Genomic DNA, 21,381 nt, shown 5'->3' with positions numbered 1-21,381 from the left:
GTTCGGCAAGTTTCATCGGATACAGGTTTTTTATTTCTGAACGGATGAATCACGTGGCGGGTATCCTGGATGCTTGATTGTCAAGCGTGAAGCAGGAAGAAGGAAGAAAGAAGACGGAAGATTTTTCCCACACACTCTCTCCCACTCCCACTCCCCGACTCTCTCACTCCCCCCTCGCCCTATCCCACCAAGACTCTCCCGTATCACCTCTAATCTGCTTCCCCCATGCAGCTCATCGACACTCACGTTCATATCAACTTTGAGACCTATAAATCTGAGTTAGAAGCCATTCGAGAACGCTGGCGCGAAGCTGGTGTAGTTCGGCTGGTTCATTCTTGTGTAGAGCCAGAAGAGTTTGCCGGCATTCAAGCAATCGCCAATCAGTTTTCAGAAGTCTCGTTTGCGGTTGGACTTCACCCCCTAGATGCGGACAAGTGGAAAGACGAGACTGCGAGCCAGATTAGGGAATTAGCAAGTTCGGACTCTAGGGTAGTAGCGATCGGCGAAACCGGACTGGACTTTTATAAAGCTGACGATCGAGAACACCAGTTTAAAGTGTTTGAGGCACAGCTTGAAATCGCCCAGGAACTTGACAAACCAGTCATTATCCACTGTCGCGACGCCGCCGCCCCCATGGCCGAAATGCTGAGGAACTTTTGGCAAACACGCGGGCCAGTGCGCGGGGTCATGCACTGCTGGGGAGGCACACCCGAAGAAACCCAGTGGTTTTTAGACCTAGGTTTCTACATCAGTTTTAGCGGAACAGTCACCTTTAAAAAAGCCTTGCAAATACAAGAATCAGCTTGTATGGTAAATAGCGATCGCATCCTAGTCGAGACAGATTGCCCTTTTCTCGCCCCCGTACCCCAGCGGGGAAAACGCAACGAACCAGCCTATGTCTACTACGTAGCCGAGCAAGTTGCTAAATTGAGAGGAGTTTCTCTTTTAACTTTGTCCCAGCAGACAACCGAAAATGCCTGTCAGCTATTCGGCTTTTCTGTTTAAGCTGTTCTCCATTTAAATTGTGTGTCAAAAATCACTCAAATTATTGTGGGATGGGCTTCTAGCCCGTCCAGAATATGCAATTTAAACGCGCAACAGCTTAGTTATAGCAGAGCAGAGAAACGAGGAAAACAGGTTGATTTAGGAGCCAGCGATCGGGATAATCCCATTTCTATCCTGCCAGAAAAACCGGATTCATCCTTTATTGGAGATTCTTTTGGCGTTGCCTGTTGCGATCGGATTTGCGTCCTATAATAAAAAGAACCGACCGATCGGGCGTTGGCTTAGTATCCGATCCTGCGATGTCGCCCAGGAACTACCAACACAACGCGAGTACGCTAAACTTCGGGATAGGTCAAAACTTCAGGCAATACCTCAAACTTACACACTCAAACTTACACATCAGAAGAAACTTGGAACCTCAGCAATTTGGCAATAGCTGTCAAGTCAATTTTAGGAGTCAAAAGTGTAGGGAATTCACCCCGGGATACCACGAGATCCGAGCTAAAAGCATCTCGATCGAAACTAAAATCCGCACAAAAATACTGCGAGCCCCAAGCAATAATAACCGTTGCAGCAGTTGGCAGGCGATCGAAAACATCATATAAATTCTCTCACACAATCCATCAAAAAAACGCAACAAGGTAAAAAAGCCCAGCCTTGGCGCCATGTAAAAAGCTAGAGCCACTGCGGAAAAAGGACACCCATGACCACTAAAGATTACACAGAATTCGCCTTCACCTTGCCCGACCTGATCGAAATCCAGCGGGCAAGTTTTCGCTGGTTTCTAGAAGCCGGGCTGATCGAAGAACTCGACAGCTTCTCCCCGATTACAGACTACACGGGCAAGCTGGAACTCCACTTCATGGGCAAAGACTTCAAACTCAAGCGCCCCAAATATGATGTGGACGAAGCCAAGCGCCGGGACAGCACCTACTCGGTGCAAATGTACGTCCCCACCCGCCTGATTAACAAAGAAACAGGGGAAATCAAAGAACAAGAAGTCTTCATCGGCGACTTGCCCCTGATGACCGAGCGCGGCACATTCATCATCAACGGCGCGGAACGGGTGATTGTCAACCAAATCGTGCGTTCCCCCGGCGTGTACTACAAATCGGAAACCGACAAAAACGGTCGGCGTTCCTATAACGCCTCGCTCATCCCTAACCGGGGCGCGTGGCTCAAGTTCGAGACAGACAAAAACGATTTAGTCTGGGTCAGAATCGACAAAACCCGCAAACTATCGGCTCAGGTGCTGCTCAAAGCCCTCGGACTTACAGACGGCGAAATCTACGACTCACTCCGCCACCCGGAATACTTCCAAAAAACGATCGAGAAAGAAGGACAATTCGGCGAAGAAGAAGCTTTGATGGAACTCTACCGCAAACTACGTCCCGGTGAACCCCCCACCGTGGCGGGAGGCGAACAGCTCCTCAACTCGCGCTTTTTCGACCCCAAACGCTACGATTTGGGCCGAGTCGGCCGCTACAAACTCAACAAAAAATTGCGATTGACAGTCCCCGATACCACGCGGGTGCTGACATCGCAAGATATCTTGACGGCGATCGACTACTTAATTAACCTCGAATTCGACATCGGTTCCACCGACGACATCGACCACTTAGGCAACCGTCGCGTCCGCAGTGTCGGAGAACTGCTGCAAAACCAAGTCCGAGTCGGCCTCAACCGCTTAGAACGGATCATCCGCGAAAGAATGACCGTCTCGGATGCCGACTCCCTCAGCCCCGCCTCTCTGGTCAACCCCAAACCGCTGGTAGCAGCAATCAAGGAATTCTTCGGTTCCTCCCAGCTATCCCAGTTCATGGATCAAACCAACCCTCTGGCAGAACTGACTCACAAACGTCGGCTTTCCGCCTTGGGCCCTGGAGGTTTGACTCGCGAACGCGCCGGGTTTGCAGTACGGGACATTCACCCGTCCCACTACGGCCGGATTTGCCCGATCGAAACACCAGAAGGCCCTAACGCCGGTCTGATCGGTTCCTTAGCAACCCACGCCCGAGTCAACCCTTACGGCTTCATCGAAACTCCTTTTTATCCAGTAGAAAAAGGACGGGTGCTGCGCGACAAAGCCCCTGTTTACATGACAGCCGACGAAGAAGACGATTTGCGCGTCGCCCCCGGAGACATCAGCCTCGACGAAAACAACAACCTCTTGGGCGAAACCGTAGCCGTCCGCTACCGCCAAGAATTCACTACCACCACTCCGATGCAGGTGGACTACATGGCGATTTCGCCCGTGCAAATCGTCTCCGTCGCGACATCGCTGATTCCGTTCTTGGAACACGACGACGCCAACCGAGCTCTGATGGGATCGAATATGCAGCGGCAAGCTGTGCCGCTACTGAAACCAGAACGGCCCCTCGTCGGTACGGGCTTGGAAGCTCAGGCGGCGCGAGATTCGGGGATGGTTGTGGTTTCCCGGATCGACGGCGAGGTGATTTACATCGACGCTACCCGGATTATTGTCAAACCCCTGGCTGTAGATGCCGAATCGAATTCCAGCGAAGAACATTTCCTGATTAAGGAATACGACGATCTCAAAGTCAAACAGCCCTCGGTTTGGAAGCAAAAATATGCTGGCTGCATCGAACACGAACTGCAAAAATATCAGCGTTCTAACCAGGATACTTGTTTAAACCAGCGTCCGCTGATTTATGAGGGCGATCGAGTCGTAGCAGGTCAAGTGCTCGCCGACGGTTCGTCCACCGAGGGGGCAGAACTCGCTCTGGGTCACAACATCCTCGTAGCTTATATGCCTTGGGAAGGCTACAACTACGAAGACGCGATGCTAATTAGCGAGCGTTTGGTGTACGAAGATGTCTACACTTCGATCCACATTGAAAAATACGAAATCGAAGCCCGCCAAACCAAACTCGGCCCCGAAGAAATCACCCGTGAAATTCCTAACGTCGGCGAAGACGCGCTGCGCCAGCTAGACGAACAAGGGATTATCCGCAAAGGTGCTTGGGTAGAAGCCAGCGACATCCTAGTGGGCAAAGTCACCCCCAAAGGCGAATCCGACCAACCGCCGGAAGAAAAATTGCTCAGAGCAATCTTCGGCGAAAAAGCCCGCGATGTGCGCGACAATTCCCTCCGCGTCCCTAACGGCGAAAAAGGCCGCGTGGTGGACGTGCGGGTGTTTACCCGCGAACAGGGCGACGAACTGCCCCCCGGCGCTAACATGGTCGTCCGTGTCTACGTAGCTCAAAAGCGGAAGATTCAAGTCGGCGACAAAATGGCCGGCCGCCACGGAAATAAGGGTATTGTGTCCCGGATTCTGCCGATGGAGGATATGCCTTATTTGCCCGACGGGACTCCGGTTGACATAGTGCTCAATCCCTTGGGCGTACCGTCGCGGATGAACGTAGGTCAGATTTTTGAGTGCTTGCTGGGATGGGCGGGCGAAAATCTGTCGATGCGGTTCAAGATGGTGCCTTTTGATGAAATGCACGGCGCTGAAAAGTCGCGGGAAACCGTACACGGCAAGCTACAGGAGGCACGCGAAAAAACCGGCAAGCCTTGGGTGTTTAACGAAAAGCACCCCGGCAAGACTATTGTCTACGATGGCCGAACTGGGGAACCGTTCGATCGCCCGATCACAGTCGGCATCGCCTATATGCTGAAGCTGGTTCACTTGGTAGATGATAAGATCCACGCCCGTAGCACAGGCCCTTACTCGCTGGTAACGCAGCAGCCTTTGGGCGGCAAAGCGCAGCAGGGGGGTCAGCGGTTCGGAGAAATGGAAGTCTGGGCGCTGGAAGCGTTCGGCGCCGCTTATACTTTGCAAGAGTTGCTGACTGTGAAGTCGGACGATATGCAGGGGCGGAATGAAGCGCTGAATGCGATCGTCAAAGGCAAAGCTATCCCGCGCCCCGGTACGCCGGAATCTTTCAAGGTGCTGATGCGGGAGTTGCAGTCTTTGTGCTTGGATATTGCTGTGCACAAGGTGAATACGTCCGACGAGGGCAGCGAGCACGTTGAGGTGGATTTGATGGCAGATGCTGGGGGCAAGCGATCGCCCTCCCGGCCTACTTACGAATCGCTTTCTCGTGACGAACTTGACGAGGATTAGGGATTTTAGATTTTAGATTTTAGATTTTAGATTGAAGAATTGTTTGACAGCATTCAATCTTACATCTCACCTCTAAAATCTAAAATCGAGAAGTCCCAATTAAAATGCCTCAGCAGTGGTACGAACACTGGTGAGGCGAATCAACGCTCTTAAGAGGAGAGACGCTGACATGACTATTGTAACAGTTGTCCCAGGAATAGAAGGAGAATTTGACCGGGCGACAGGCTGTATTAACTGGCAAGGGAGCAAGTTTGGCAACGGTTACGGGCGCAAGTGGCTCGATGGCAAAACGGTATTAGTCCACCGATTAGTCCTCGAATCAAAAATAGCAGGATTCCTTGGTTCCGGTTATTTTGCTTGCCACACCTGTGACAATCGAAGCTGCATCAACCCAGCACATCTCGTAGCGGGAACTGCGGCGGAAAATACCGGGCAGATGATCGAGCGCGATCGCAAAACTCCCAGACGGAAAAGTATTCCGGGTATTGGCATATTGTCGATCGAACAACTCCGGGAAATTCAGACTAAATATTTATCTGGAACAGTCAAAAACCACCTAGCAAAAGAGTATGGAGTACAACATGAAACTATTACTAAGATACTTCAGACAAATATTCCCGATAACTTCACTACAGTTTTGCCCGGTTTTTTAGGAGAAATTCAAGACAACGGCTGCATCATTTTTCAAGGCTCAAAGGACGGTCAAGGCTATGGCAGATACTGGAAAAATGGGAAATCGAAATCAGTTACTCGTGCTGTTTTAGCTGAGAAATTAGGATGTGAAATTCCGACTTCGATAGATGCTTGTCATACCTGCGACAATCCCAGTTGTATTAATCCAGAACACCTTTGGGGTGGTACTCGCACTCAAAATTCATTAGATGCTTCTAAGAAAGGACGCACTCAAGGCAAAAGTCATCCCCTTTCCAATGCCAAATTAGACTGGGAAAATGTGCGAGAAATTAGGCAAAAGCTAGCAGCCGGAAAGAGGATGAAGGATGTAGCACAGGAATACAGTGTCGACCGCAAAACCATACACGATATTAAGTATCACGTCACTTGGAAAGAAGAAGGTCAAGAGGTTCCAGTTCCCCGCATGGGTGGACATCTCGAACGCAAGCTAACTTTTGCTCAAGCTATTGAGATCCGAGAACGAATCCAAGCCGGAGAATCCCTTGCTAAAATAGCTCAGGAATTTGGAGTATCCAGAAATATCATTTCTGATATTAAAAGAAACATCACCTATAGAGGAGCGTAATATTGATTTGAGTTCAAAACGAAGCAAACAAAAAATATAAATTGCCAGCACTAATCGACAGTAAATAATCAATTGGAGTCAAAATGGCTAAAATAGAACAACGCTTTGATTACGTCAAGATAGGATTAGCTTCACCAGAAAGAATTCGACAGTGGGGAGAGAGAACTTTACCCAACGGTCAGATAACCGGTGAAGTGACAAAACCCGAAACAATAAATTACCGGACATTAAAACCTGAAATGGATGGCTTGTTTTGCGAGCGCATTTTTGGGCCTGCAAAAGATTGGGAATGTCATTGCGGGAAGTACAAACGAGTTCGCCATAGAGGCATTGTTTGCGAAAGATGCGGTGTTGAAGTCACTGAATCTCGCGTCCGCCGTCACCGGATGGGATTTATCAAATTAGCCGCTCCAGTAGCTCACGTTTGGTATCTCAAAGGCATTCCGAGTTACATGGCAATTCTGTTAGATATGCCGCTCCGAGATGTCGAACAAATCGTTTATTTCAATGCCTACGTTGTCCTAAATGCAGGTAATGCAGAGAAGCTGCAATACAAACAATTGCTTACGGAAGATGCTTGGCTGGAAATAGAAGACGAACTTTACAGCGAAGATTCCACACTCACAGGTGTAGAAGTGGGGATTGGTGCTGAAGCTTTGCAAGTTTTGCTGCAAAATATTCCGCTAGAAAGTGAAGCGGAAAAGTTGCGGGAAGATATTGCCAATGCTAAAGGTCAAAAACGGGCGAAGTTAATTAAACGTTTGCGGGTAATTGACAACTTCATCGCTACGGGATCTCAACCCGATTGGATGGTGCTCAATGTGATTCCGGTGATTCCCCCCGACTTGCGGCCGATGGTGCAGTTAGACGGCGGGCGTTTTGCAACCAGCGACCTCAACGACCTATATCGGAGAGTCATCAACCGGAATAATCGGTTAGCGAGACTGCAAGAAATTCTGGCGCCGGAGATTATCATCCGCAACGAAAAGCGGATGCTACAAGAAGCTGTGGATGCGCTGATTGACAACGGTCGCCGGGGCCGGACTGTGGTGGGCGCAAACAACCGCCCGCTGAAGTCGCTGTCGGACATCATTGAAGGGAAACAAGGGCGCTTCCGGCAAAACTTGCTGGGTAAACGGGTTGACTACTCCGGGCGTTCGGTGATTGTGGTGGGGCCGAAACTGAAGATTCATCAGTGCGGTTTGCCGAGGGAAATGGCGATCGAACTTTTCCAGCCTTTCGTCATCCACCGCCTGATCCGCCAAGGATTGGTCAACAACATCAAAGCTGCCAAAAAACTGATTCAGCGCAACGATCCTAGTGTTTGGGACGTGCTTCAGGAGGTGATTGAAGGACACCCGGTCATGCTGAACCGGGCGCCAACGCTGCACCGTTTGGGGATTCAAGCCTTTGAGCCGATTTTGGTAGACGGAAGGGCAATTCAGCTTCACCCGCTAGTCTGTCCGGCGTTTAACGCTGACTTTGACGGCGACCAAATGGCAGTGCACGTGCCTTTGTCTCTGGAATCTCAGGCGGAAGCGCGCTTGCTGATGCTGGCTTCTAACAACATTATGTCGCCGGCAACCGGAAGACCGATCGTTACTCCTTCTCAAGATATGGTGCTCGGTTGCTATTACTTAACAGCCGAAAATCCTGACGCTCAAAAAGGAGCCGGTCACTATTTCTCCAACCTCACCGACGCGGTTGTAGCTTACGAACAAGGAGTCGTTGACTTGCACTCCTATGTGTGGGTGAGGTTTCAAGGCGCTATCGAAAACATAGAACCTGAAGGAGAACCACTGAAGGTAGAACGCTCTACCGACGGTATCGTGACGAAAGAATACAAGTTCCGCCGAGTTCGGGAAGACGGAGACGGCAAGGTGCTCAATCAGTTCATTCGCACTACTCCGGGCCGGATTATTTATCACCAAACTATTGAGTCGGTGATAAATAATTAGGAGGTAATGGGTAAGGGTTGGTGGGTAATTACTGATAAGTAATCGCTAATAAATAATGGTGATTTAAGTTAGGAAATTTACCCATTACTGCTTACTAATTACTAATCAATACGGTTGGGTTAATGTTGGGTGGGTGAAATGTTGGGTGGGTGAAATGTTGGGTGGGTGAAATGTTGGGTGGGTGAAATGTTGGGTTTCGTTCCTCAACCCAACCTACTTACTACTGCCCTCTGCCTCGCAGCAAGAGAGCCTCCTGCGTCAATACTCCAATTACCAATTACTACTACTACTACTACTACTACTACTCAGAAAAATGACAGAAAATAAGGAAATTGTTTTTCGCAATCGAGTTGTTGACAAAGGTCAGCTCAAAAAATTAATCTCTTGGTCTTTCATGCACTACGGAACTGCCCGTACAGCGCAAATGGCAGATAAACTCAAAGACTTGGGTTTCCGCTTTGCGACACGGGCCGGAGTTTCGATTAGCGTAGATGACTTGCAGGTGCCGCCATCAAAACGATCGCTCCTAGATGCAGCCGAAGAAGAAATCCGCATCACCGAACAAAAATACACCAGAGGCGAAATCACCGAAGTCGAACGGTTCCAAAAAGTAATCGACACCTGGAACAGCACATCAGAAGACCTCAAAGACGAAGTAGTCAAAAACTTCCGAGCCACAGACCCCCTAAACTCCGTCTACATGATGGCATTCTCCGGGGCGCGGGGAAACATTTCTCAAGTGCGGCAGCTAGTCGGAATGCGCGGATTGATGGCTGATCCCCAAGGTGAAATCATCGACTTGCCAATTAAAACCAACTTCCGCGAAGGACTCACCGTCACCGAATACATTATTTCTTCCTACGGCGCGCGCAAAGGCTTAGTAGATACAGCCTTGCGGACAGCAGACTCTGGCTATCTTACTCGCCGTTTGGTGGATGTGTCCCAGGATGTAATTGTGCGCGAAGTAGACTGCGGCACCCAGCGGGGAATTCGAGTCCGGCCGATGACCGACGGAGCAACAGTGCTGATTCCCCTCAAGGACAGGCTGCTAGGGCGCGTGTTGGCGAGGGATGCGGTGCACCCCAAAACGGGGGAAATCGTGACTTACGGCAGCGAAAAAGCCGTCCGAAATCAGCCAATTACCGATGAGTTGGCAACGGAAATTGGTAAAGCTGGGGTAGCAGAAGTGTATTTACGATCGCCCCTGACTTGTGAATCGACTCGATCGGTTTGTCAGCACTGCTACGGCTGGAGTCTGGCCCACTTGAAAATGGTGGACATGGGAGAAGCGATCGGGATTATTGCAGCTCAGTCGATCGGCGAACCCGGAACCCAGCTCACCATGCGTACCTTCCACACCGGCGGCGTATTCACCGGAGAAGTCGCCAAACAAGAACGCGCCCCCTTCCCCGGCGTAGTGAAATTCAAGAACTTGCGTACTCGCTCCTTCCGCACCAGACACGGCGAAGAAGCACTGGTAGCCGAAAACAACGGCAAACTCGTATTTGAAGGCGACGGATTTGAAGAAGGAAAATCCGGCGCCAAAAATCAAAAACTGAAAATCGAATTAGCGATCGTCCAAGGTTCGACTCTGATGGTCAAAGACGGACAGCGCGCCATTCCCGGTCAAGTTTTGGCAGAAGTGCCGATCGTCGGTCGCGCCGCCCGCAAAACTACGGAAAAAGTGACTACAGACGTGGCTTCCGACTTAGCCGGAGAAGCCAAATTTGCTGATTTGGTGCCAGAAGAAAAAACCGACCGCCAAGGGAACACAACCCGCACAGCCAGCAAAGGCGGGCTGATTTGGATTCTCTCAGGAGAAGTCTACAACTTGCCCCCCGGCGCAGAACCAGCCGTGAAAAATGGCGATCGCATTCCGGCCGAAAGCGTGATTGCCGAAACCAAACTCGTCTCCGAACACGGTGGCGTAGTCCGCATCGCTGACCCCAGAGAAATCGAAATAATCACCGCCCAAGTCCTGCTCGACCAAGCAGTCGTGCGGGCCGAAAGTGCAGGCGGCCGCGACCACTACACGATCGAAACATCTTCCAAGCAGCGGTTTTCCCTGAAGACTGCTCCTGGGAGCAAAGTCATCAACGGAGAAGTCGTCGCCGAACTGCTCGACGACAGCTACCGCACAGCTACAGGGGGCATTGTCAAGTACGGCGGGGTGGAAGTCCACAAGCGCGGCAAAGCTAAACTTGGCTACGAAGTCGTCAAAGGCGGCACTCTGCTCTGGATACCGGAAGAGTGCCACGAAGTCAATAAAGACATTTCTCTGCTGCTGGTGGAAGATGGCCAGTACGTAGAGGCCGGTACAGAAGTCGTTAAGGATATTTTCTGCCAAACCAGCGGGGCAGTGGAAATCACTCAGAAAAATGACATCCTGCGGGAAATTGTGATCAAGCCGGGCACACTCCATGTAGTTGACCGCCCGCCGCTAACTTTCGGGGAAGGTCAAATCGTCAATGCCGGTCAAGAGATTTCCCCAGGCTTGATTGCCGAAGAATTGGGCTATGCCGAATATATCGAAACTCCCGAAGGCCCCGCTTTGCTGCTGCGGCCGGTGGTGGAGTTCCCGGTGCCGGATAAGCCACCAGTGCCTTCTCAGACAGCGCTGAATGAGTCGATCTCTTTGAAAGCAGTGCAGCGACTCCCTTATAAGGATGGGGAGCGCGTCAAATCTGTCGAGGGATTGGAACTGCTGCGGACTCAGCTTATTTTGGAAATTGGTTCGGGAGCTCCGCAACTGGCGGCGGATATTGAGCTGCTGCCGGATGAGGATGATGCTATGGCTTTTGGGGCGGACGGTTCGGGCCCGGCTTGGGGTTCGCCTGAAGACGTTAGTGCGTCGCAAGAGTTGGCGATGCCCCTGGCCGATGGGGGCGATCGAGTTTCCAAGACTTTCCGCTTGCAGCTAGTCATTTTGGAATCGCTAGTCATTCGGCGGGATGTGTCTGCTGATCCGACTCAGGGCAGCACTCACACGCGGCTGTTGGTGGAGGATGGGCAGTCGATCGCGCCCGGGGCAGTAGTCGCCCGCACGGAGATTCTCTGCAAAGAAGCGGGTATCGTCCGGGGCATCCGCGAGGGGCATGGCGAACCAGTGCGCCGACTGTTGGTGATGCGAGATGCGGATTCTATTTCGATCTCTGTGGCGAGTACGCCGGATGTGAGTCCGGGTCAACTGCTGGTGGCTGGTACCGAAATAGCTCCGGGAGTTGTTCTCGAAGAGTCCGGCCAAGTTGTGAAGGTTGTACCTGCGTCGGAGACAGAATCGGCGAAACTCTTGCTCAGGGTGGCTCGTCCTTACCGGGTTTCGGCCGGTGCGGTGCTGCACGTAGACGACGGCGATTTGGTGCAGCGGGGTGACAATTTGGTGATTCTGGTGTTTGAGCGGGCAAAGACTGGGGATATCATTCAGGGTTTGCCACGGATTGAGGAACTTCTTGAAGGGCGGAAGCCGAAGGAAGCTTGTATTTTAGCCAAGCGGCCGGGGACGGCTCGCGTGGTTACGGATGACGATGTTGTGGAACTTGCGGTGATTGAGGATGATGGCCGGATTGAGGAGTATCCTTTGTTGCCTGGTCAAAACCCGATCGTTTCCGACGGACAGCGCGTCGGCGTCGCCGAAGCTTTGACCGACGGGCCTGCTAATCCTCACGAAATTCTGGAGGTGTTCTTCCACGTACTCAAAGAGCGGCAGTCTACTTTTGAGGCTGCCTTGGAGAGTTTCCAACAGGTGCAGACGTTTTTGGTGAATGAGGTGCAGTCGGTTTATCAGTCTCAGGGCGTGGATATTTCTGATAAGCACATTGAGGTGATTGTCCGCCAGATGACCAACAAAGTCAGGATGGAGGATGGTGGCGATACTACTATGCTCCCCGGTGAGTTGGTAGAATTGCGGCAGGTTGAGCAGGTGAATGAGGCGATGTCAATTACTGGTGGAGCGCCGGCGGATTATACTCCGGTGTTGCTGGGGATTACTAAGGCTTCGCTGAATACTGATAGCTTTATTTCTGCTGCTTCGTTCCAGGAGACGACGCGGGTGTTGACTGAAGCTGCGATCGAGGGTAAGTCTGACTGGCTGCGGGGGCTGAAGGAAAATGTGATTATCGGCCGCCTGATTCCTGCGGGTACTGGGTTCAATGCCTATGAGGATGCTGGGGTCCAGGATGCGGGTTTTGATGGTGCTGTGTTTGATGACGACATCCACGATTTACAGGAGGATGTGGTACTTGACGATCGATCGGCGCGCCGTGCTTATACGATCGAGAGCGGTTATGAGATCGGGCGCCCGTCCGATCTTGAGCCTGATGAGGATTTTGAGGAAGTTGAGGTTGATGAGGACGATTTTGTCGCTGAGACTGAGGATGATACTTTGGGCCCGGATGTTGACGATGATGATGATATCGGTTTTGACTTCGATGAGGACGAAGAGTAATCATAGTTTTGAGATTGCATGAATGAGTGAACAGCGTTGCGCTCGCTGAGGATAATTTGGTTCCTCGCCGCAACGCACACTTCGATTTCACTCGTCATAAAAATCTCAATTTTTTCCTCACAAATTACAAGTCCGAACTCATAGCATTGTGCTTTCTTGACATCGACAGGAAGAAGGAAGAAGGAAGATTCAGAGTTTAAGCAAACTTTGTAATTCTAGAGTTTTAATTGTTTGTTGATTCAAACAAACAATTCTTTCTTCTTTCTTCCTTTTTCCTTCTTCCTTCTTATTCCTTCTTCATGTATGGTTCACTCAATCAGGCAGCAAAGCCTTGATTTGATTCACAAACTCTTGATGGTCTACCACAGGTTTAGAGATGTAACCGTCGGCACCGCTTAGATCCAGAAATGTTTCTTTATCACCAGCCATCGCGTGAGCAGTCACCAAAATAATCGGCAGCCAGGCCGTTTGCGGGTCAGCTTTGAGCAGTTGAGTAATCTTAATGCCGTCAACAGATTTGCCCTGGTACACGCTGCGCGAAAGAGACACATCCATTAAAATCAAATCAGCTTCGCGGTTGGCAGCAATCTGCATCACCTCTTCAACATTTTCCGTGTGTTTCACGGCTAAGCCCCCCCGCTTAGTCAGAATTTTGGAAAAAACCCGAGCATTAACCAAATCGTCCTCTACAATCAGAACGGTTTTCATAAATAAATATGGGAAGTATAGAAACTTTGTGACTTTAGTCCAAAGAGGAACACGACACGGGGACTACATTCCCCGTCAAAAATGCAGAGTTTTTAGCGCCATCAGCCGGGAACCCTGCAAAACCCGTATGTATATCCTTGAGCCACTAGCTGTCAGAGGGTTTACAGATGCCTAGAAGCATCCAGTACCATCATTTAGACTACTATACACAGACAGTTTAGTTCTTTTTTATAACTAGACCTGACAGTGGTGAGAGTCTCAAGATTCTCAGGTAGCAGGTTTATAGTACAATCCTGGACGCATGGACGACGCCTCGCAACCAGGTTTTTGCTAGTTGTGGCGGGCTATAACGAACTATTGCTATGAAAAAACCCGGTTTCTGACTACCCGTGCGTCCAGGAATTATAGTATCCTCTCTTTCGCTCAAGCCTCCGGCTTCTACCATTTTAGATTTTAGATTTTAAATTTTAAATTTTAGATTTTAGATGGGAACTGATAGACTGGGTATGGGTTGGGATCACGGGCCTACAGTTGCATTATTTTTTGAACTGGTATTAGAGTCGGGAATGTATGATAATTATTTTCCTTCCTCCTCATTAGAATCAAGCCATGTTTATTCACATCCTCCCCTCGCCACCGCATTCGGAATAGCGAATCTAGCGGGGATTGTTGGAGATTCCTAATACTCAGTTTTAACCCCTCAAAACGGCTGAAAATATCGACGCTTGCGTTCATCAAGGGGATGTCAGACTAGGAGATATCGCCAGGAGAGCTTTTGACTGATGAATTCATCAATATCGGCATTTTTGACACTCTCAGCGAGTCAGGGCCACGCTCTATGGTTGAATAAGCCCAAAACTTGGACTTCCCTCATCAGAAAAAATGGGTAGAAACCCCGTGCTAGAAGCACGGCTTTATATTTTTGATTTACTACCGCCTTGGGATTGGTTAACGGGAGTGTACTTTTGTATTGCACTTTCAACGGGACAATTACCGCTTCCAATCTTCCAATCCTGTACGCATAGTATTTTGCACGGGTTGTGCCTCCCATGAATGGGGTAATGTTAGCTTCGACAATGTTTCGAGAGCTTGTTAGACCTGCAACACTGTTCCAGTGACCTTAGAACTGTTTAATTGCAGATGACAGAGCAGGGGACTAGCTACGCATCCACAGGGTGTCGTGACTCTCAAAACGTAGGCAATTAAGCCTTAGTCTGGTCAGTACGGCTTGCCAGATTTCTCTTGCAAGCCCCGTGTCTTTAGACCGGGGTTACTGACAGTCCAGTCGCCTCTACACGATCAGAACAAGTGCCAGTACCACAGGTATTCCAATTCCGCTTACTTTTCTTTTGTAATACTTTCGGAGTCCATCACGCTTGCCAAAATACGATAAGCTCGATCGTCAACCATTGCTGCTTGATCCACGCTACGGCTGTACCGAGACGAGCTCAATCCAGGGTTTCTCCTGAATAAAATATTTCTTCGTGTAGATGGTTATTCCTAATTGCAATTAAATTCTATCATAGATTGACGGGGACTCCAGTCCCTCGTGACCGAAAGCATCGAGGATACAAGCCCCCGGATTCATCCGTCCAGAAATAAAAAACCTGTATCCGATCAAGGAGCCCCCGAATTTATCTCGCGCAAGTCAATGCTTCAATCTAAAATCTAAAATCTAAAATCTAAAATCGATTGACGCTTTCCTAGGAAGAGCTACAGCCTCACTACGTTCTGAGTTTCTGGCATTCCGTGTTCTCCTGTCTATTTACATTCTGCCGTGAGAAGGTAAATAGACAGGTAGGCGCAAATGAAGGCAACATAGAGGTTAGGGTAAGAGTGGAGAGTAAGAGGCAAGTGTTGCCCGTCTTCGGGACTCTGATTCTGCTTTCACAAGTTAAGTTTATTTTTATTCTTCAACTGGGCGGTTGGGTCGAACTTTCGGTTCGCCTGCGGCAAAGGCTTTTCAATCGAGACAGGGAACCTCGGCATTATTGACAGAGGCTGTTTTCACTCAGGAATTAACGGACACAAGGACTCATGGCTAAACAACTCAACCTACTTTCCGGGCAAGTAATTTCTACGCCTCTGCACGCCGAGATGCAGCAATCGTACCTCGAATATGCCATGAGTGTGATCGTCGGGCGAGCTTTGCCTGATGTCCGCGACGGTTTAAAACCAGTTCACCGTCGAATTTTATATGCGATGCACGAACTAGGTCTGACGCCAGACCGACCTTACCGTAAGTGCGCCCGGGTAGTTGGAGATGTTTTGGGAAAATATCACCCCCACGGCGACCAATCGGTTTACGACGCTCTGGTACGCATGGTTCAGGAGTTTTCGAGCCGCTATCCTTTACTGGCGGGTCACGGCAATTTCGGTTCGGTGGACAATGATCCGGCGGCTGCTATGCGGTATACGGAAACGAGGCTAGCACCGATCGCCCACGAAGCTATGCTAACCCAAGTCGGTGACGCAACTGTTGATTTTACTGGTAACTTTGACAATTCGCAGCAGGAACCGACGGCGCTGCCTGCTCAGTTGCCGTTTCTGTTACTCAACGGCTGTACGGGCATTGCTGTGGGGATGGCAACTAATATCCCGCCACACAATTTGGGGGAGGTGGTAGACGGTTTAATTGCTTTGATTGAAAACCCGGAACTATCCGATGAGAAGTTGATAGAACTGATTCCAGGCCCGGATTTTCCAACCGGAGGGGAAATCGTCGCTACAGAGGGCATTGTTGACGCCTACACTAAGGGTCGAGGCAGCATTGCGGTCAGGGGTGTGGCCGGGGTGGAAGAAGTGCCAGGTAATCGCAAGGTGCGTACTAAAACGGCGATCGTGGTGACGGAGTTTCCGTTTCAGGTAAATAAGGCGGCTTGGATTGAAAAGGTGGCGGAGTTGGTCAATGCTGGCCGCCTCGACGGTATTTCTGATTTGCGTGACGAGAGCGATCGCGAAGGGATTCGAGTGGTGATTGAACTCAAGCGGGAATTTACTCCAGAAGCGGTTCTCGCTCGTCTTTACCAACAAACTGACCTGCAAACAAATTTTGGGGCGATTTTGCTGGCAATTGTCAACGGTCAACCGCGACAGTTGACGCTGAGACAATTGTTGCAGGAATTTCTGGATTTCCGGGAAGTGACTCTTACCCGCCGCTACAATTACGAGTTGCAGGCTGCGGAACGCCGGTGTCACATTGTCGAAGGCTTAATGTTGGCTTTGACAAATCTCGATACAGCGATCGACATTCTCAGAAATTCTCCTGACGGCTCTACTGCTAAGCAAACTTTCCAAGTTCGCCTAAATTTGAGCGAAAGTCAAGCTGATGCGATTTTGGCGATGCCTATGCGGAGGCTGACTGGTTTGGAAAGGCAAAATTTGCAGTCTGAGTTTGATGAGTTGATGGCTAATATTCAAGAATTGCAGCGGTTGTTGAGCGACAGGCGCGAACTTTTGAAGGCTTTAAAGAAGGAATTTCGATCGCTCAAACGCAAGTACGCTGACCCCCGTCGCACTAAATTCGCCAATGGAACTGCACGCGCAGCAAACGCCGAATCACAATTTGCTGGTAAGAAAAATTCTGGGGTGAAGCAGTTGTCGCCGGCAACGATTCAGCCGAACTTATTGCCCGTTCTAGAGCCAGAGGAAACTATTGTTGAATTTTCGCACAAGCAGTACGTGCGACGCTTGCCGGCTGGGGAAAAGCCACGCTCGAAAAGTCGCGAAAAATCGGTTTCAGCTTTAGAAAAAAATGAAGATTTTATTGTTACCGCAAATCTGACGAAAACCGATCGCACTTTGGTCGTCTTAACTCCTAACGGCAAAGCTTACCCGCTGAAAGTGGCAGATATTCCTAGTAGTAGCGCCAAAGACCGGGGAAGGCCGATCGTTAGTTTGTTGTCGCCGAGTGCTACTAAAGACAGTGCCGATCGCGCTTTGTCGGAAATCACAGTCGCACACTTTATTTTGCCGGAAAATTCGGAGGCGGCGGATTTAGTAACTCTGACTCAGCAAGGAAAAATTAAGCGCTTGGCGATGCAGGAATTTGCTGATTTGACTAATCGTGGCGTTACTGTTGTTAAACTCAAGGAGGACGATCGGCTGCGCTGTGCGAGTCTGGCTAAAGTCGGCGAGCAAGTGGCAATCGCCACTTCAGGAGGCCGAGTCCTCCGGTTTGAGATCGATGATGAACAACTGCCGCCAATGGGCCGCGCGGCCCAGGGTTCTCAAGTAACCAGGTTGCGGAAGCAGGAACAGTTGGTGGGCTGCATCACTCTCGACCCGAACGACAGTCTGGTGCTATTTTCCGAGTTGGGTTGGGCAAAACGAATGCCTGCAGGTTCTGTCAGACTTACTAACCGCGGCGAAATTGGCACTCAAGCTTTTCGCTTCGCAGAGCCTAAAGATGCTTTAGTTGGCTTGCTGCAGGCTGTTCCGGGTACGGATGTCAAACTTTTTACTAATTCTGGCCGCCTGCTGCGATCGACTATTGATGCTATAGCTTTTTGGGGGAAAGATGCTGCGGGCGATCGAGTTTTTGACCTCAATCCGGGTGAAAAAATTATCAAAGTTATCAGCAGTCAGTAGTCAATAGTCATTAGTCATGGGTCATTGGTAATGGGGAATTATTCTTCTTGCAGGACTTCTTAAGCCTTGTTCCCAGGCTCTGCCTGGGAATACATACCCGGAGGCTCTGCCTCCAATTCCCCAATCTAAAATCTAAAATCTAAAATCTAAAATTGTTTAATGGCGCAAGTTGTATTAGAAAATATCTACAAAAGTTTTCCTCTCCGCCCAGGAGAACAGGAAAAAGAAGCAAACACTGTCGCAGAAAGTGTCTCGCCTATAGCCGATCGCCCTTCGTCTAACAGCGTTTTGCGGCGCATTAACCTGACGGTCGAAGACGGGGAGTTCATGGTGCTGGTGGGCCCTTCTGGCTGCGGAAAAAGCACTTTGCTGCGATCGATCGCCGGTTTGGAAGTTTTGACTGCAGGCAATATTTGGGTGGGCGATCGGCTCCTTAACGATTTGCCTCCTAAAGACCGAGATATCGCTATGGTATTTCAAAATTATGCTCTCTATCCTCACTTAACAGTTTACGATAATCTCGCCTTTGGATTGCGCCGATCGGAAAGGGAGAAGGAAGAAGGAAGTTCGGCAACGGATTCTGTAACGGATGTAACGGATGTAACTGATAGAAGGAAGAAGGAACAAGGAACAAGGGAAAAGGGAGCAGCTAGAAGGAAGCAGCTAGAAGGGAGCAGAGAGAAGGGAGAAGAGACAGAAAAAGAAAAAGGAAGCAGGGAGAAGGCAGAAAAAATCAGGAATCAGGTAAAAGAGCTTATTAATTATTTAGCTTCTAATACTTTAAACAACGAGCGAATATATGCTTTATGGGAGGATTTTTTGGTAGGAGCTACTCGCAAGTTGCCTCCAGGTTTGCGCTATTTGTCGGAACGGGAAAAGGCTGTAGGAAAACGAGTGCGGGAGGTAGCTGAATTATTGCAAATAGAATCTCTTTTAAATCGCTTGCCGAAACAACTTTCGGGAGGGCAAAAGCAGCGAGTAGCTTTGGGTAGGGCGATGGCTAGGAATCCTGAAGTTTTTTTGATGGACGAACCGCTATCGAATCTGGATGCGAAATTGAGGGCCCAAACGAGATCGCAAATTGTGCAGTTGCAGCGACAGTTGGGAACTACAACTATTTATGTAACTCACGACCAAACTGAGGCGATGACTATGGGCGATCGGATTGCTATTATGAAGGTCGGCCAGATTCAGCAAGTAGCTCAACCTCTAGAGCTTTACAACAAGCCGGCTAATCTGTTTGTGGCTGAGTTTATCGGTTCTCCGCCGATGAATTTCTTGTTGGTGGAATTTAGTGCCCCGTTGTTGATTTCTCACCCGCAATTTCGCTTTACTTTACCCGATATTTGGGCAAAAAGTCTACAACAATATGACGGGCGAGGGCTGATTTTGGGCATTCGGCCGGAACATCTGAGCATTAACCCTCCGGCTACCAAAAATCTTTCGGTACAAGTGGAAATTGTAGAGGCTTTGGGACACGAAACTTATTTGGGGGTTTGTTTGACGGACGCTCCAGCGGTGCGGATGCAAGTGCGGGTTCCTCCTGAGCGATCGATCAGAGTTGGCGAAGAGCTTTGGTTGGCTATCGCCCATGACAAGATTCACTTGTTCGACCCTGATACCGAGCTGGCTATTTTTCCTCGTTAGGCAAAATCCTCAAGGTCGATCGACCGTTGTGACCGATATCACTAATCACAAGCTTGCATTTTTATCAAAGAATGTTATATTTATTTACATAAGCCTTACAAAAGTTAACGAAAGGAGTTCGCACTATGCAAGAACAAAAACGCAATGCTTGGAACTGGGGCTTCACAGAAGGCGCCGAAAATTGGAACGGTCGTTTGGCGATGATTGGTTTCTCTGCCGCTGTCATCATCGAATTGGTTTCCGGTCAAGGTCTCCTTCACTTTTGGGGCGTGATGTAATTTTCTAGTTAAGACTTTTTTGACAATGCAAAGCTTGGGAGTTCCGTTACGGACTGCTTTGTAAAACTTATCTAAACTTGTCTAAACACATTTTTAGACACAATTTGGAGCTTACTTCCTACGCTGTTGGGTAGACGGCTAATCCCAAGATAAGTAGGCTATCCCCCTCAAGCCGAGGGTTCCCAATTTAAAATGTTCAGGCTCGCGTTAAAATCACGATCCAAAGATATGCCACAAGCAGGACAGTCAAAAGTCCGAACGCTTAGTGGCATATCTTTTTTTATGCCACAATTAGAACAAGTCTTAGTGCTAGAAAACCACTGGTCTACCAACACTAAGCTAGCTCCATACATTTGGCACTTGTAGTCGAGTTGACGTTTAAATTCGTAGAAGCCGAGGTCAGATATTGCCCCTGCTAACTTATGATTCGCCATCATTCCTTGAACGTTCAAGTTTTCAATCTTAATTAGCTTGAAAGTTTTAGCTAAATAAGTTGTCAACTTGTGGAGAAAATCTAAACGAATGCGAGCTATCCCTGCATGGAGTTGACTAATTTTATTGTAGGTTTTGCGCTGGTTTTGAGAGCCTCTTACCTGCTTAGAGGCTTTGCGTTGTAAAGTGGCAAGCTTGGTTTTCGCTTGCTTTAAGGGTTTTGGTGCATTAAATACCTGCTGAGTTGATAGCGTGGCAAAAGAATTAATGCCGACATCAATTCCTACCGAACTTTCAGACTGCTGAACAGGTAGACGCTCAGCATCAACGCAGAATGAGACAAACCAACGACTTCCTTCTTTTGAAATCGTGAAAGTTTGAGAGATGAAGCTACACTCTAAGGGTTCAAAAAGTCGAAAAGTTCCCAACGTAGGAATCTTAATAGTGCTGCCAGCGGTTAGCAAAACTTTGCCGTTAGACGAATCAACTGTAAAAGATTGACCGTCTCGGCGACTAGCGAATCTTGGATGACCTGCTTGGACAGAGCGATACCGACTAAACGCCTCTTTTAGATCGATTAAGGCATTTTGGTAAACTCGGCTAGACAACTGGTTCATCCAGCCGAATTCAGGCTGCTTCTTGACGTAGTTGGTGAGAACTTTTTTGACTTCCTTGAGCACCTTCGAGTCTGTAAATTGTCCCTCGCCATACATTTGAGTCCGCAAGCTTAACCCAAAGTTGAATACTACGCGCCGGAATCCTGCGTGTTTTGCCATCAAAGTCGCTTCCTTGTTATTTAATTTGAGCGCTCGTTTGACGGCAAACATAAAACTTCCTCAAGGGTGATTAACTATGGATAAGTTTAGAAAACTGTTTGGCACTTAAGTCTTGCTCCCTAAATTTTGGCAGCGCGATTTGGGCCACAAATAGCCAATTGCTCCCTGCAGTTAGCAGCACAAAATTTAACAGCT

11 protein-coding genes are annotated in these 21,381 nt (G+C 49.2%); 9 read left to right on the top strand and 2 right to left on the bottom strand.

Annotation, left to right across the window (positions count from 1 at the left end):
• Nucleotides 1-225: 225 nt before the first annotated feature.
• The 6 genes from QT987_RS05770 to QT987_RS05745 all read left to right on the top strand — a co-directional run bounded on the left by QT987_RS05770 (nucleotide 226) and on the right by QT987_RS05745 (nucleotide 12,755).
• The gene (locus tag QT987_RS05770) at nucleotides 226-1,005 is read left to right on the top strand and encodes a TatD family hydrolase (RefSeq protein WP_333238082.1); all 780 of its coding nucleotides are present in this window, start codon (nucleotides 226-228) and stop codon (nucleotides 1,003-1,005) included.
• Nucleotides 1,006-1,026: 21 nt separating this feature from the next.
• Entirely contained in the window at nucleotides 1,027-1,257 is a 231-nt protein-coding gene (locus QT987_RS05765; RefSeq protein ID WP_333238080.1) for a hypothetical protein, read from the top strand.
• 451 nt (nucleotides 1,258-1,708) lie between these two features.
• On the top strand, nucleotides 1,709-5,095 hold the full coding sequence (rpoB, locus tag QT987_RS05760; protein ID WP_333054817.1) for a DNA-directed RNA polymerase subunit beta: 3,387 nt from the start codon (nucleotides 1,709-1,711) through the stop codon (nucleotides 5,093-5,095).
• A gap of 169 nt (nucleotides 5,096-5,264) precedes the next feature.
• Nucleotides 5,265-6,353 (top strand): HNH endonuclease, encoded by a 1,089-nt coding sequence (locus QT987_RS05755; RefSeq protein WP_333238078.1) that lies wholly within the window; start codon nucleotides 5,265-5,267, stop codon nucleotides 6,351-6,353.
• An 83-nt stretch (nucleotides 6,354-6,436) separates the two neighbouring features.
• A complete protein-coding gene (locus QT987_RS05750) occupies nucleotides 6,437-8,311 on the top strand; it encodes a DNA-directed RNA polymerase subunit gamma (RefSeq protein WP_333054814.1) in 1,875 nt (624 codons plus the stop codon).
• Between the two features lie 313 nt (nucleotides 8,312-8,624).
• On the top strand, nucleotides 8,625-12,755 hold the full coding sequence (locus tag QT987_RS05745; RefSeq protein ID WP_333238075.1) for a DNA-directed RNA polymerase subunit beta'': 4,131 nt from the start codon (nucleotides 8,625-8,627) through the stop codon (nucleotides 12,753-12,755).
• A gap of 312 nt (nucleotides 12,756-13,067) precedes the next feature.
• Here the strand turns inward: QT987_RS05745 and QT987_RS05740 are convergent, their stop codons facing one another.
• Nucleotides 13,068-13,463 carry a response regulator gene (locus tag QT987_RS05740; RefSeq protein WP_333238071.1) on the bottom strand — a complete coding sequence of 132 codons (396 nt, stop codon included), beginning with the start codon at nucleotides 13,461-13,463 and terminating at the stop codon, nucleotides 13,068-13,070.
• A gap of 2,037 nt (nucleotides 13,464-15,500) precedes the next feature.
• Between QT987_RS05740 and QT987_RS05735 the strand changes: the two genes are divergently transcribed.
• The 3 genes from QT987_RS05735 to QT987_RS05725 all read left to right on the top strand — a co-directional run bounded on the left by QT987_RS05735 (nucleotide 15,501) and on the right by QT987_RS05725 (nucleotide 19,978).
• On the top strand, nucleotides 15,501-18,053 hold the full coding sequence (locus tag QT987_RS05735) for a DNA topoisomerase (ATP-hydrolyzing) (RefSeq protein WP_333238068.1): 2,553 nt from the start codon (nucleotides 15,501-15,503) through the stop codon (nucleotides 18,051-18,053).
• Between the two features lie 159 nt (nucleotides 18,054-18,212).
• Nucleotides 18,213-19,700 (top strand): ATP-binding cassette domain-containing protein, encoded by a 1,488-nt coding sequence (locus QT987_RS05730; protein WP_333238066.1) that lies wholly within the window; start codon nucleotides 18,213-18,215, stop codon nucleotides 19,698-19,700.
• Nucleotides 19,701-19,825: 125 nt separating this feature from the next.
• Nucleotides 19,826-19,978 (top strand): chlorophyll A-B binding protein, encoded by a 153-nt coding sequence (locus QT987_RS05725; protein WP_333178327.1) that lies wholly within the window; start codon nucleotides 19,826-19,828, stop codon nucleotides 19,976-19,978.
• 167 nt (nucleotides 19,979-20,145) lie between these two features.
• On the opposite strand, the gene QT987_RS05720 is transcribed toward QT987_RS05725, so the two are convergent.
• Complete coding sequence (locus QT987_RS05720; protein ID WP_333238063.1) at nucleotides 20,146-21,237, bottom strand: RNA-guided endonuclease TnpB family protein; 1,092 nt, start codon at nucleotides 21,235-21,237, stop codon at nucleotides 20,146-20,148.
• Nucleotides 21,238-21,381: the final 144 nt, after the last annotated feature.

The sequence above is a fragment of the Microcoleus sp. SVA1B4 genome, from assembly GCF_036700545.1.
Lineage (GTDB): Bacteria > Cyanobacteriota > Cyanobacteriia > Cyanobacteriales > Microcoleaceae > Microcoleus.
This window is presented reverse-complemented; position numbering and strand designations above follow the sequence as displayed.